This is a genomic window from Vreelandella halophila (assembly GCF_019903425.1).
Classification (GTDB): Bacteria; Pseudomonadota; Gammaproteobacteria; order Pseudomonadales; family Oleiphilaceae; genus Halospina; species Halospina halophila.
In genome coordinates this window covers 2,317,285-2,329,863 of sequence record NZ_JACHUZ010000013.1, presented here as the reverse complement: position 1 = coordinate 2,329,863, position 12,579 = coordinate 2,317,285, and the positions used below count along the sequence as shown (strand labels likewise).

General features: G+C 57.7%; 13 protein-coding genes, 2 tRNA genes and 1 pseudogene. 7 read left to right on the top strand and 9 right to left on the bottom strand.

Annotation, left to right across the window (positions count from 1 at the left end; translation table 11 throughout):
* Window positions 1–434: 434 nt before the first annotated feature.
* The 5 genes from H4I92_RS15115 to H4I92_RS15095 form a co-directional block, all read right to left on the bottom strand.
* Window positions 435–905: a hypothetical protein gene (locus H4I92_RS15115; protein WP_143512722.1), complete on the bottom strand. Its 471-nt coding sequence runs from the start codon at window positions 903–905 to the stop codon at window positions 435–437.
* Window positions 906–1,350: 445 nt separating this feature from the next.
* On the bottom strand, window positions 1,351–1,839 hold the full coding sequence (locus tag H4I92_RS15110) for a hypothetical protein (protein WP_223073631.1): 489 nt from the start codon (window positions 1,837–1,839) through the stop codon (window positions 1,351–1,353).
* A gap of 162 nt (window positions 1,840–2,001) precedes the next feature.
* Entirely contained in the window at window positions 2,002–2,406 is a 405-nt protein-coding gene (locus tag H4I92_RS15105; RefSeq protein WP_077531357.1) for an FxLYD domain-containing protein, read from the bottom strand.
* Between the two features lie 442 nt (window positions 2,407–2,848).
* Window positions 2,849–3,547 (bottom strand): RES family NAD+ phosphorylase, encoded by a 699-nt coding sequence (locus H4I92_RS15100; RefSeq protein WP_245800942.1) that lies wholly within the window; start codon window positions 3,545–3,547, stop codon window positions 2,849–2,851.
* Window positions 3,537–3,923, bottom strand: coding sequence for an antitoxin Xre-like helix-turn-helix domain-containing protein (locus tag H4I92_RS15095; RefSeq protein ID WP_245800941.1), 387 nt, complete (start codon window positions 3,921–3,923; stop codon window positions 3,537–3,539). The genes H4I92_RS15100 and H4I92_RS15095 overlap by 11 nt, the downstream gene beginning before the upstream one ends.
* A gap of 212 nt (window positions 3,924–4,135) precedes the next feature.
* Between H4I92_RS15095 and H4I92_RS15090 the strand changes: the two genes are divergently transcribed.
* A complete protein-coding gene (locus H4I92_RS15090; protein ID WP_077531355.1) occupies window positions 4,136–4,669 on the top strand; it encodes a cold-shock protein in 534 nt (177 codons plus the stop codon).
* A gap of 252 nt (window positions 4,670–4,921) precedes the next feature.
* Here H4I92_RS15090 and H4I92_RS15085 read toward each other — a convergent pair.
* Window positions 4,922–4,995 (bottom strand) — tRNA-Cys (locus H4I92_RS15085).
* An 18-nt stretch (window positions 4,996–5,013) separates the two neighbouring features.
* Window positions 5,014–5,089 (bottom strand) — tRNA-Gly (locus tag H4I92_RS15080).
* Window positions 5,090–5,305: 216 nt separating this feature from the next.
* Here H4I92_RS15080 and H4I92_RS15075 point away from each other — a divergent pair.
* From H4I92_RS15075 to H4I92_RS15050, 6 genes are all read left to right on the top strand, one after another.
* On the top strand, window positions 5,306–5,917 hold the full coding sequence (locus H4I92_RS15075) for a Tll0287-like domain-containing protein (protein ID WP_077531354.1): 612 nt from the start codon (window positions 5,306–5,308) through the stop codon (window positions 5,915–5,917).
* 120 nt (window positions 5,918–6,037) lie between these two features.
* Window positions 6,038–6,415: a photoactive yellow protein gene (gene pyp, locus H4I92_RS15070; protein WP_077531353.1), complete on the top strand. Its 378-nt coding sequence runs from the start codon at window positions 6,038–6,040 to the stop codon at window positions 6,413–6,415.
* The gene (locus H4I92_RS15065) at window positions 6,415–7,590 is read left to right on the top strand and encodes an AMP-binding enzyme (RefSeq protein WP_077531352.1); all 1,176 of its coding nucleotides are present in this window, start codon (window positions 6,415–6,417) and stop codon (window positions 7,588–7,590) included. The genes pyp and H4I92_RS15065 overlap by 1 nt, the downstream gene beginning before the upstream one ends.
* A complete protein-coding gene (locus H4I92_RS15060) occupies window positions 7,580–9,154 on the top strand; it encodes an HAL/PAL/TAL family ammonia-lyase (RefSeq protein WP_223073630.1) in 1,575 nt (524 codons plus the stop codon). The genes H4I92_RS15065 and H4I92_RS15060 overlap by 11 nt, the downstream gene beginning before the upstream one ends.
* A gap of 104 nt (window positions 9,155–9,258) precedes the next feature.
* Window positions 9,259–9,732, top strand: coding sequence for a Dps family protein (locus H4I92_RS15055; RefSeq protein WP_077531351.1), 474 nt, complete (start codon window positions 9,259–9,261; stop codon window positions 9,730–9,732).
* Between the two features lie 51 nt (window positions 9,733–9,783).
* Entirely contained in the window at window positions 9,784–9,981 is a 198-nt protein-coding gene (locus tag H4I92_RS15050; protein ID WP_077531350.1) for a YgaP family membrane protein, read from the top strand.
* A 21-nt stretch (window positions 9,982–10,002) separates the two neighbouring features.
* On the opposite strand, the gene H4I92_RS15045 is transcribed toward H4I92_RS15050, so the two are convergent.
* Both H4I92_RS15045 and lldD read right to left on the bottom strand, forming a co-directional pair.
* Window positions 10,003–11,355 carry a TrpB-like pyridoxal phosphate-dependent enzyme gene (locus H4I92_RS15045; protein WP_077531349.1) on the bottom strand — a complete coding sequence of 451 codons (1,353 nt, stop codon included), beginning with the start codon at window positions 11,353–11,355 and terminating at the stop codon, window positions 10,003–10,005.
* 81 nt (window positions 11,356–11,436) lie between these two features.
* Window positions 11,437–12,575, bottom strand: a pseudogene (lldD, locus tag H4I92_RS15040) (FMN-dependent L-lactate dehydrogenase LldD).
* Between the last annotated feature and the right edge of the window lie 4 nt (window positions 12,576–12,579).

Below are 12,579 nucleotides of genomic sequence, written 5' to 3'. Positions count from 1 at the left end.
CGCATATTGCTTAGGGAACCTCTGAATAACCGGACTTGAGCGCCGATTCTGGGGTCCGAGCCGGAGATAGACCGATTTCAGCGATATATCCCCAGTCAATTTGTTCATCTTCTGTCCGATTCCCGCCTTTTTGGCGGCAACCGGACACACTTCCCTATGTAGTATCCCTCTGTACATCTTTAAAACAGTGGCTAATTCACCTGATAGCCAACCAAACTTCTGGCTGAATCACGGGTTGATTAAATATGAAAGGAGCTGTCAAATTAAAAGCTCAAAGCGGGCTACGCTACTCGCGAGAGCGTTGTAAACACGCTTTGTGCCGGATAGCAAAAAACGATGCAGACCGCAGCGAAGCTGACTACCGCGTTCGTCTCGCTTCAGACACGCTATTGATTAATGCGACTAATACGATTTCACCCTGTCACACACCCAACCTACGGCTTCTCCGAAATGATCTTCAAATACTGAATCATTCGAGCAAAGCCCATAAGAAGCAAAGCCCCAAAGATCATTGGACCGACGGAGACAAAGCCCAAGAAAAGCCCCTGACCATCACCTCTGCTCATGCCAGCGATGACTAGGCCGATCAACACAGCAATTGCGATCGCGAACCATGCAATCCCGGTCAACGCCTGACTGATCCCATCTGGCGCTGTTTTACGACGTGGTTTGTTGCTACTCGAGCCGGAGGAAGCTGGCTCGGATGACCTCATTACGTTAGCGCTGCCAGTAGCCGTTGCTTCACTAGCAGGTTCGAACTTATCAGGTTCAACACCTTGAACATACCAACCATTGCTCTGGCTTTCGTAACCCTTAAGCTGCCCAGACCGTATTTTATTGACCACTTCATCTACTTCAGTTCCGGTCAGCTGGGCATAGCGTTTCGCAGAGACTGTTTGGGACACGTTTCCTCCTTCTAATTTGTCTCCTGGAACAGGGTGTTTTCTCGTGACTCCGATAAGAACTTTTAAAGCAGCCCCGAATGCCACTTGTCATTAACCTCTTTACATTCTGCAGGCGCTACGGGTTCTACCCCGCACCCGACGATGGGAGAGAGGACGAAGCACTCATCGGCTGCATCAGCTTAAAGCGCATCATGTTACGAGCAGTTCAACCCCGTACCAACCAAAAAGCTTAATACAATGTGAAACCTGCATTGAGTCTAGATCTGCGGCTTCGACAATCGATGTAAAAACTTTTGCAGAAATGTCTGGATCTCATAGTCCGACTCAGTGCTGTACTCTGATAAGTTGGAACTCTTTTGGACCTCCAGACTTTCACTGAGATCAGACTAGTTGCCAACAACCTGATCTGCAGCGCAGCTATGCAGCCGGCCGGGAGCGATCTTCTTCATTCAGTAGCCTCAATGCGTGCTCGAAGCTCCTCAAAAGCAGAGCTCATAGCACCAACGCCGGCAACGCTTTGATGCTTCGCGAGCATTTGTTCCATGCGGTCAAAAGACAGTTGTTTGAGTACCACTGCTGAGAACTCGCCATCGACAACGCGCATCTCCTGCTTCACTACCTGCTGTCCGGCCATATTAACTGGCAAGACCAGACGTTCGACCGCTTGCTCAAACCGCTCATCAATCGTTCCGGTTGATCCATTGTCGGCTGTGTAGTCTTTACTCAGACCGCTCACTCGCTGCCGCACCTGTTTCGCCAGCTCAAAATCCGCCTTGAGGCCAGCCTTATCCATGGCTGCACTCATGCTCTCTGAACGCGCAATACCAACTCCGTAAAAGCCGTTTCCATCAGCTTTCGGCGGCTCGAGAGCCCATTCCGGGAGAGTTTCAAGCTGTTCAGACAGGCGTTTCTCCTTGGCCACTTCCCGCTCCATCGCCCTTTCATCGTTCGGGACCTGCTGGCGACAATCCATCAATCCGGGACGAGTTTTCCCGGATCAACGCCACAGCTCGCACCGGGCTCTGCCTGAAAGGTGTGTTTCGCAAGGGCGAGAACGCGTCTAATGGTGGCCGCCTAGTGGCAAAAGCCAAAAGCGTCAGAACCCGCTTACACCCGTGACCTTATATTTTGAGAAGTCACTGGTCGGCATGGCCTTAAAGCGCCATTTACCATCGGCCTCAAGATTATTGGTGTTTGCCATTGTAGTTCCGGTCTGCACCCCTTCAGAGTCGTAAAGGTTGATCTCAACCTGCACATAGCTGACTTCATGACCGCTGTTATTCCCTAGGATGCCGGTTATCCGTTCGTTTCCGAACTCCCCCCTTTCCACACCGAGATCCGAAATCTCATAGTCTTGCCCATCGCCGGAACCGCTGGACGTACCTTCACTCGCGCCCGAGTCTGTGGAGAAGTTAGGTCCTGAATCTGGATCCCCCGCAACAAGCCCAATTACGATCAGTACAACGAAGAACCCGCCGATCCACTGCAACACCTTTTTCATCGAAACCGTTCCTCTTTCTGCTTTGACAGCAGCGCCCGCTGATTACAGGCGCTTCATGTTGAGCATGGTTAGGCAATAATGGGGAGTCAAATCCACATAGGATTACGAAGAGAGTCCCAGCCCCTCATGGTCGCACCACCACTGAGCAGGTGGTGCGACCGCCAGGATCCTTTACAAGCAGCCAAAGTCCGGGGGACACCTACCGGGATCAGTAAAATGCCCTACCTGTCCCCAGTGCCCAGACACAGAAAAGCCAGCCCCTCAAGGTTGGCCCAACTTATTGATTTAGTTCGTAGGGACGGCAGGATTTGAACCTGTACGGTGCGTATAACTGGGTACGCCCCAGTATATAAATTAGCAACCTACAGAAGGTTCACCCGCCCTCTTACGCCACCTTACTCACTGCGTGTGCTGGTTCGTGTGCTGGGTTCTTATCGATTCTCTAGTAGCTGGACTGACGGAGCTCGACAATCGACGTTATGCGTTGCCCGTTCCAGCGATATTCAAAGTGCTTTCCCTGTCTGGTTGGGCCCAACGCCGGCGGGCGCAAAACAGCAGCGCAGTCACCTCCCTCTGGATCCCTTACGCTCGGATACACCAGCCCGAAATGGCCGTGGCTGCGAGCAACTCTGCCGAGGCGACGAGCGGCTACGTAGTTCTCTGGATTGAGATACGGAGCGGCGTTGTCAGCATCAGAGCGCAGATCAACCAACGGAGCCTGGAGTTCAGCAATATAGACGCGCATTTCAATCGCCATCGGCGGCTCGCCGGATTCAGCGAGAAAACGCTCACGGTGATAGCGTGTCTCGGCAACTCCGGTACGCTCGCTATCTGAGCAGTAGTAGACGCCGAAAACACCCTCTGTAAATCGGCTCGCCCGCGGGTAGCACAGTGCCGCCATTACAGGGGACCATCCCGGCCCGAACCGCCGATCCTGCTGCTGGATCAGTTGGATCTCCCCTGCCTCTTCCCGTAGCCGGCTGGAGGTCAATCCCTCAAGTTCGTTCAGCGCATCCAGGTCACCAGATTTGCCCGCAACCCCCTCAAACAGAGCAACAGGCGGAAACCGGGCGGGTACAATCCGATAAGAGCGTGGCCAGTAGATCGGCGACACCGGGAACTGATCCAGCTCACCAGCCACGGGCACCATCCAGGTGCTGCCGCACTGCCACCAGATCAGCGACCTGCCCCGACAGCATCCGTTCAAGAGGCGTCTGCTGCTCGAACAGCGGATTGGCGTTGGGGCGCTTTACCCAGGTGTCTGCTGCATCCTCACGCGGGAGCAAAATATGCAGATTTTTGTAGATCCCAAGAATCAACGATAACCGCTCAAGATGATTGACATCCAAGCTCGCGCGCTCAGGTTGGCGCTTCCAACGCCGATAGGTGCTCTCCGGAGTCCCCAGCAACCGCGCAGCCTGCGATTCCGTCAAACCCCATGCCTGCGCTACATTGGGATAGGCGCGCAGACCTGCTGCGCCAAGCTCGCGTTGTTTTTCCGCTGTCATCTGTTGCATGTCGTTACCTGATCGACATCTGAACTATATTTGGCAGACTACCACCACATGATCGATTTTTCGAATTTTTAAGCCAAACAATCGTTGATGCATAAGCAGGGGACAAAACCTCCCTGTCTACCAGCTTTGTAGCCACCGTTTTAGTTACTTAAGAGTGCGGCTTTCACGCGTCTGGTATATCGGGAGCTTGCCAATCTGAGGAAGGAGCAATAATGGAAAAAGAGCAAAGCAACGCCCGGGGCAAGGTCAAATACTACCGGGAAGACAAAGGCTTCGGGTTTATCGTCGATGGCAACGGCAGCGATCATTTCGTCCATATCAGTGATGCTGAAGGTGAGACGTCGTTGCGCCAGGGTGACCAAGTGGTTTTTGACGGCTATCACACCGATCGGGGTATGAGGGCATATTCGGTGCGCGTCAAAGAACGTGGCGCTGCCCCGGACCGCCCCTTGGGACGATCAAACGAGAGGTCAGGCACAAAAGCCCGTGACAATACACGTGTCGAATGCAGAAACTGTGGGAAGTGGATGATCCCGAGGATCATCACAGGGCCGGCAAAGTTCGCAAAACAGGCACCTCATCGCTGGACGCCGGTGCCGCTCTACTCCATGTGTCCGCTTTGCGGAACGACTCATGAAACCTTTAACCAGTTTACCGGCGATAGTGCCAGCGGGCTCATCTATGGGGCTTTCGTCTTAATTGCCGTGCTGATTGTAGGGAGCGTTATCCTTGGTGGCGGGTTCTGACCCGTTACCGATCTCCCTTGGTCAGGCATCGCTTTATGCAAGACTGTTGGCGTGCAGCGAGTCAAGCCGCTGGTTACGGAGCACAGTATCAGCTGCGGGATCTACGCAAGAAGGGACTCAAACACTCGGCTACATCGGGGATAAGAGTACCGGCTGAACCGGGTTATTTTCCCAGTGAAGTCCCAGTTTTGTCTCACCAGCGAAGTTAGTGAGAAAGCAGCTATTTAGGTCTTTAATTTAAAGCGGTAATTATGGAGGCGCGGGTCGGAATCGAACCGGCGTAAACGGAGTTGCAGTCCGTCGCATGACCACTCTGCCACCGCGCCTGAAACAGGGAAGGAAAATGGAGCGGGAAACGAGATTCGAACTCGCGACATCCACCTTGGCAAGGTGGTGCTCTACCAGCTGAGCTATTCCCGCTCTCTGATGGGCCTGTGTGCTGCCCTCAACAACGGATGTGTATTGTACTGACGCCGAATCCGTCGTCAATAGCTGTTTTCAGATAACTGATTCATTGGGAGTTTAACAGTCAGCCCATTCCGGTAATGCATTCTCGCTTTGGGGCGGCCTGTGTTGTCACGGCAGGTTTGCGCGAATAGAATAAGTATATTCTAATACGTTTTATGAGGCCCAGCGATGAAACCGTCTGTCTGCACTTGCCTATTTGCGCTGCTTTTCCCTGTCCTGGCCAACGCAGCGGATCCAATTCCGACCCAGGAGCGCGAGGATCGTATCGATGGCGCTCGGAAAATAGTCAGGCAGCTCGCAACTGAACTTTCGTCAGAGCTCAGAACCGCAATGAAGGAAGAAGGCCCGGAGGCGGCAATCCGCGTATGCAGAGATCGCGCACCGGCAATCAAATCCCGGCTTTCGCGCGAGACAGGCTGGCGGATAACCCGGGTTGGAACTCGGGTACGCAACCCGCTGCTGGGCATGCCTGACGCCCATGAATCAGAGGTGCTCAGCCACTTTCAGGAGGAGCTGGATCAGGGCGCGGACCTGCAGAACCTTGAACATACCCGTATCCAGAAAGCCGGCGACGCCCGTTATCTCCGATACACAAAGGCGATCAGCGTCAAACCCCAGTGTATGGGCTGCCATGGACCGGAAGAGAACCAGCCCGAAGCCATCCGGAAAGCTCTCGAAACACAGTACCCCGCTGACCAGGCGACAGGCTACAAACCCGGTGATCTGAGAGGCGCGTTTTCCATCATCCAGGACCTGTCCAGACCTTACAGAGAACCCTGAGCCCACACCAGCACTTGGCGGTCCTCGGTCCGTGCGCTACAACCTGTTACACACTGCCGTGCTCCACCCTCCCACTGAGGTGCGTATTGCCCTGTGCAACCCAACAATTCAGGAGCACTTATGGAACGCGTCAACTTCGATTCGGACGATATCGGCAACAAACTCGCTGAAATGAGCGACCGGGACATCGACAAACTGGCCTTTGGTGCCATCAACCTTGATGCCAACGGCAAGATCCTCAGCTACAACAAGGCGGAAGGCGAGATCACCGGACGCAAGCCGGAAGAGGTGATCGGCAAGAACTTTTTCACGGAAGTCGCCCCCTGTACCAAAACGGACGAATTTTTCGGCAAATTCCAGGAAGGCGTGAAAAGCGGCAACCTGAGCACCATGTTTGAGTACACCTTTGACTACCAGATGAAGCCGACGAAAGTGAAGGTGCACATGAAGAAGTCTCTCGATGGGGACAGCTACTGGGTTTTCGTTAAGCGCGTCTGATGCAGCTCGGGACCCAAGCCACCCTGGCAGTGCTCAGTCACCTGATCGGCTCGGAACTGGCCAATCAGCGCGGCGCCAGAAGTGCCGATCTGGTAGACAAAGCGACTTCCGGGGGCTCTCTCAGAGATGGTCTGCTGTCGGTGGACTCCATTGAACAGCTGGCACTGGCTCGGCTGGTCAACGAATTCTTTGATCTGGAAGCCAGCGGCCTTGATGAATGGTTGCTGCGAAGAGATGCGGTTGATGACTGGGTGGCCCTGATCAGGGATGGCCTCGCTGATGGAACCCGACATATTGGATTCCGGTCTGGTGGTACAACAGGAGATCCCCGTCTTAACCGACTCCCGCTGCCCCATCTCGAAAGCGAGGTTGCGCTGATAGCCAGCGCCTTCTCCAACCGGTCCCGCATAATCGGCGTCGCACCTCCGCATCATATCTATGGCTTCCTCTGGGGACCGCTTCTCGCGGATGCGCTGGAAGTTCCCTACTACCACGGTGACATGGCCCACCGATACGCACTGGACCCGGAACCCGGCGATCTTGTCGTGGCTTTCCCGGAGTGGTGGCGCTATCGCGGTGAACGCCATGCCGGTTTCAACCCAGACGTTGCGGGCGTGACCTCGACGGCACCCTGCCCGCCGGATGTCATCCGGACGCTCGAAAGCAAGGGTCTGGGCTCGATGACCGAAGTCTATGGTTCCTCCGAGACAGGCGGCATCGGATGGCGATCCGACCCGGAATCTCCTTTTGCTCTCCTGGAGCACTGGGAACGCGCTGCTGACGGCGATTGCCGCAGCCTGTTCCTGCGGCCCCTGAAAACCAGGGTCACCGCTGCTGACGAACTCCACTGGTACGACGACCGAACACTCCTGCCCACGGGAAGACGGGACGGTGCGATCCAGGTGGCCGGCACCAATGTTGACCCGGCCGCCATTGGGCGTGCACTGGCGGACCACCCCGATGTAGCGGACTGCGCAATCCGTCCTTTCGACACGGGCAGCGGGCTCCGGCTCAAGGCGTTCGTCGTACCAGTCGAAGGCGCTGACAGGGATACACTGGAACAGTCCCTACGGGAATGGGTGAATACCCACCTCACAACACCGGAGCGCCCCGTGCGCTTTGATTTCGGCACGGCACTGCCACGCAATGAACTGGGGAAGCTGAGTGACTGGTGACGGGATCCGTTGGCATGGACAGGACACAACCACAGACGACTTGGAGCGCATCGCACTGGGCGCGGGTCTGTCACTCAGTCAAACCGCCTGGACGCGGATTGGTGGGAGCCATGAACGACTCAGCCGCTACCAGGACGAACAGCGTCTGATCTACGGCGTAACCACAGGTTATGGTCCCCTGGCGGACACCCTTGTGGGCGGTGACCACAGCGAGGCGCTTCAACGCAATCTGGTCGCCCACCTGAGTGCTGGGGTGGGAGACCCTCTCAGCCCGCAACAGACGCGTGCCACCATGGCGGCACGGGTCAGCGCCCTTGGTCTGGGTGCTTCAGGTATTGCCCCCGCCGCCCTCGATCAGCTTCTGACTTGTCTCAATGCCGGCGCCCTTCCGGTCGTTCCCGCCATGGGAACGGTTGGCGCCAGCGGCGATCTGACCCCACTGGCACACATCGCTGGCGCTCTTATGGGAAAAGGATGGATCCGTCATGGTGACCGTGAAGCTGAACCGGCGGCGACAGTTCTGCAGCGCCTGGAGCTGGCGCCTCTGGAGCCAGGTGGCAAGGATGCCCTTGCACTGGTGAATGGTACCTCCGCCATGACGGGAATCGCGGCGCTCAATGACCGTCTCGCGGATCGCGCACTGCGCTGGAGCACCCTGATCACCGTGGCTCACGCCCAGGCCCTGCGGGGACGCCGCGAGGCCTGGCACAGCACCTTCGGCAAACTGCGGCCACACCCGGGCCAACAGAAACTGCACCAGTGGCTGGGCATTCTCGATGATGCCCCACCCGATGCGATGACTGATGAGGCGCGGGTGGCAACAGATGCCCTGCAACAGCTCAGTGCGCCCATACAGGATCCCTATAGCCTTCGTTGCGCCCCCCAGCTGCTCGGCGCTGTTGCGGACCAGATCGACTGGCATACGCAGATCGTGACCACGGAACTCAACAGCGTAACCGATAACCCCATCCTCCCGGACACGCTGGATCAGGCACTTCATGGCGGCAACTTCTACGGCCAGCACGTGGCCCTGGCCTCGGATGCACTGGCCAACGCCGTCATCACACTGGCGGTTCATGCGGAACGGCGCATTGCCCGCCTGGCCAACCCACGCCTGAATCAGGAGCTGCCCGCCTTCCTGACGGGTTCGGAGACAGGACTGCACAGTGGGTTTATGGGGGCGCAGGTTACGGCAAGCGCCCTGCTGGCGGAAATGCGCACACAGGCGACCCCCGCCTCCATCCAATCCATTCCCACCAACGGCGATAACCAGGATGTGGTAACCATGGGAACGATCGGGGCACGCAGGACGCATCACCTTCTTGCGCTGCTCTACCGGATTCTGGCCATCGATGCGCTGATGGCGGTTCAGGCTCTGGAACTGCGTGCAGAACCGCATCTGCGCTCCGAGGCGACAGTGCAGATGATGGCATGGGTCCGTACCCGGTCGCCGGCGCTCACCAGCGACCGGCCACTCTCCGAGGACATCGAAACAACGGCGGACGCGATGCGGTGCCCATGGACAATGCCCTCCCACCTCGGGTTTAGCCATTACGCCGATTAAAACTATCTATTCATTTAATGCTGCCGGAAGGTTGAAGACCCTTTGTTCAGCCACCATCATTCCTATAACACTTAATGATATAACTGAAAAACCAAGGAGCCTCCATGTCGACCAATCTCATAGGTATTGAAGAAAGCAAGGCCCAGTCACTGGCTGACCAGCTGAACGAGCTTCTCGCGCACTACCAGATTTTCTACATGAATGTTCGCGGCTACCACTGGAACATCAAGGGCGACAAATTCTTCGAACTGCACACCAAGTTCGAGGAACTTTACACCGACCTGCTGCTGAAGGTGGACGAGATCGCGGAACGTATTCTGACTCTGGGCTACCGCCCGGTACACGCCTATTCGGAATACGTAAAGCTGTCCACAATCCCGGAACGCACGAACGTTACCGATGGACGCCAGTGCGTACAGGAGATCCTTGAGGGTCTTTCCACTCTGATCCGGTTGGAACGCGCCATTCTGGACGCTTCCGGGGACGCCAGCGACGAAGGCACCAATTCACTGATGAGTGACTACATCACCGAGCAGGAGAAAACCGCCTGGATGTACAACAGTTTTCTTGGCGAATGAAGGGAAATTCCCAGTCCACTGAATGAAATACGGCATAAAGGAGATCATCCCATGACCGTGAACATTGGCAATGTTGACCGGAGTATCCGCGTCATCGTCGGATTGGTTCTGCTGGCTCTGGTGTTTATTGGACCACAGACCCTCTGGGGACTGGTCGGCCTCATTCCCATCGCGACCGCTCTGATGGGTAACTGCCCTGCCTATTCCCTTATCGGCATAAAAACCTGCAAATCGGGCAATAACCGCTGAAGCGCCCTTCCGGTCTGCCGCTCACACGGACGGCAGACCGGACAGTGCCATGGCGAGTTCCGCATCGCTGTACTCATGGTCGCTGAGCTCGCCTGCGAAATAGGACGTGTAAGCCGCCATATCAAAGTGCCCGTGGCCGCACAGGTTGAACAGGATGGTCTCGGCACTTCCCTCCTCACGGCAGCGAATGGCCTCGTCAATGGCACCGCGCACCGCGTGGTTGGCTTCCGGCGCTGGCACAATCCCCTCGTTACGCGCAAACAGGACGCCTGCCTCGAAACAGGCCTTCTGGGGGTAGGCGACCGCCTCGAACAGGCCCAACTGCCTGGCATGGGACACCAGGGCCGACATTCCATGGTAACGAAGGCCACCGGCGTGGAAACCGGGCGGTGTAAAGCCGGAACCAAGGGTATGCATCCGCGTCAGCGGCGTCATCTTCGCCGTATCACCGTAATCATAGGCGTATTGGCCCCGCGTGAGCGTTGGGCATGAGGACGGTTCCACCGCGACAACCCGTGGGTTGTCCCCACCACGCAGTGAGTGGCCGATGAACGGGAAGGCGAAACCGGCGAAATTGGAACCACCACCGGTGCAGCCCACAATCACATCCGGCCAGTCATCAGCCATCGTCATCTGTTCCATGGTCTCCTGCCCGATGACGGTCTGGTGCAGCAGCACATGGTTCAGCACCGAGCCCAGTGCATACTTGGTCTCCGGATCCCTGGCCGCCAGTTCCACGGCTTCCGAGATCGCGATGCCAAGGCTGCCGGTGTGCTCCGGATTCTCCGCCAGCACACTGCGGCCGAATTCGGTCTGGTCAGAGGGCGAGGCAATGCAACGCGCGCCGTAGGTCTCCATGACCGCCCGGCGATAGGGTTTCTGATCGTAGGAAACCCGCACCTGGAAAACCTGCACGTCCATATCCATGAGCGCACCGGCGTAGGACAGCGAGGTGCCCCACTGCCCTGCCCCGGTTTCAGTGGTCAGCCGGCGGATACCGGCCTCCCGGTTGAAGAACGCCTGGGGTATGGCGCTGTTGGGCTTGTGGCTGCCGGCAGGGCTCACGCCCTCGTACTTGTAGTAGATGCGTGCCGGGGTTCCCAGCGCCTTCTCCAGGGCATGCGCACGATACAGGGGCGCGGGCCGCCATTGGCGGTAAACGTCGCGTACCGGTTCCGGGATCGGCACCTCCCGTTCCGTGGTCACTTCCTGCTCGATCAGCGACGCCGGAAACAGCGGCTCCAGATCCGTTGGCGTTACCGGCTCGTGGGTCGCCGGATTGAGCACGGGCGGCAGCGGCTCAGGCAGATCCGCCTGGAGGTTATACCAGTGGGTGGGAATACGGCTTTCGTCGAGCAGGAACTTGGTGGTCATTGCGGGTCCCGGGTTAATGGAAAAACGCGGCTATGATACCCCGTCCGGTTTGTGGGCGTCATGGGGCGCAAGAGTCATCCGTCAGCGTGATGAGACCAGACTCTCCCTGGAGATATCGCCAATGGAGCGCGCGCCGGTCAGCGTCATCGCCACGCGCATCTCGCTCTCGATGAGCTCCAGAAGGTGTGTGACACCCTTCTCTCCGGCTGCGGCCAGCGCATAGACAAAGGCCCGGCCAAGCAGCACACCATGCGCACCCTGGGCCAGCATGCGGACCACATCCAGGCCGGAACGGATACCGGAATCCGCCAGGAGTGTGAGCTCATCCCCAATCGCATCCGCGATCATCGGCATGGCACGGGCACTGGAGAGGGCTCCGTCGAGCTGGCGGCCCCCGTGGTTGGAGACAACAATGCCATCGGCGCCGAAACGCACCGCATCCCGGGCATCCTCGGGATCCAGAATGCCCTTGATCACCATGGAGCCCTTCCAGAACTCGCGGATCCACTCAAGATCCTTCCAGCCGATGGACGGGTCGAAGTTCCTGCCGAGCCAGCCCACATAGTCTTCCAGGCTGATCGTCTCACCCAGGTAGGCGGAAACGTTCCCCAAGTCATGGGGCCGCCCGCGCACCCCCACGTGCCACGCCCAGGAGGGATGGGTGGCGGCCTGCAGCATACGGCGGGCGCCTGAGTACGGGCCGGACATCCCGGAATGGGCATCACGGTAACGGGCCCGGGAACAGGCATATCCACGGTGAACACCAGGGTCCGCACACCGGCCTCCCAGGCCCGTTCCAGCACGTTCTTCATGAAGCCCCGGTCCCGGAGCACGTAAAGCTGGAACCAGAGCGCCCGATCCGAGGCCTGCTGCACTTCCTCGATCGGACAAACCGACACGGTGGAAAGCGTCAAGGGAACCCCCTTCGCGGCCGAGGCCCGTGCTGCCTGCTCCTCACCACGCCGGGCATACATGCCCGTCAGCCCTACCGGCGCCAGTGCCACCGGCAGGCTCAGATCCTCACCAAAAAGCCGGGTCGAGAGGTCGACGTCGCCAACTTCCTGCAGCACCCGCTGGCGCAGTGACAGTTCACGCAGGTCTTCGATGTTGCGCCTCAGGGTGTATTCGTCATAGCTGGCGCCATCGATGTAATGGAACAGGAAGGGCGGCAGCCGGCGGCGGGCCGCCTCCCGGTAGTCCAGGGTTGAGGAAATGATCATGGGA

Coding starts and splice junctions, on each gene's coding strand:
- H4I92_RS15065 (WP_077531352.1), top strand. CDS start 6,415: ATGCAGCTCGGGACCCAAGCCACCCTGGCAGTGCTCAGTCACCTGATC.
- H4I92_RS15050 (WP_077531350.1), top strand. CDS start 9,784: ATGACCGTGAACATTGGCAATGTTGACCGGAGTATCCGCGTCATCGTC.
- pyp (WP_077531353.1), top strand. CDS start 6,038: ATGGAACGCGTCAACTTCGATTCGGACGATATCGGCAACAAACTCGCT.
- H4I92_RS15110 (WP_223073631.1), bottom strand. CDS start 1,839: ATGGAGCGGGAAGTGGCCAAGGAGAAACGCCTGTCTGAACAGCTTGAA.
- H4I92_RS15095 (WP_245800941.1), bottom strand. CDS start 3,923: ATGCAACAGATGACAGCGGAAAAACAACGCGAGCTTGGCGCAGCAGGT.
- H4I92_RS15045 (WP_077531349.1), bottom strand. CDS start 11,355: ATGACCACCAAGTTCCTGCTCGACGAAAGCCGTATTCCCACCCACTGG.
- H4I92_RS15075 (WP_077531354.1), top strand. CDS start 5,306: ATGAAACCGTCTGTCTGCACTTGCCTATTTGCGCTGCTTTTCCCTGTC.
- H4I92_RS15090 (WP_077531355.1), top strand. CDS start 4,136: ATGGAAAAAGAGCAAAGCAACGCCCGGGGCAAGGTCAAATACTACCGG.
- H4I92_RS15105 (WP_077531357.1), bottom strand. CDS start 2,406: ATGAAAAAGGTGTTGCAGTGGATCGGCGGGTTCTTCGTTGTACTGATC.
- H4I92_RS15055 (WP_077531351.1), top strand. CDS start 9,259: ATGTCGACCAATCTCATAGGTATTGAAGAAAGCAAGGCCCAGTCACTG.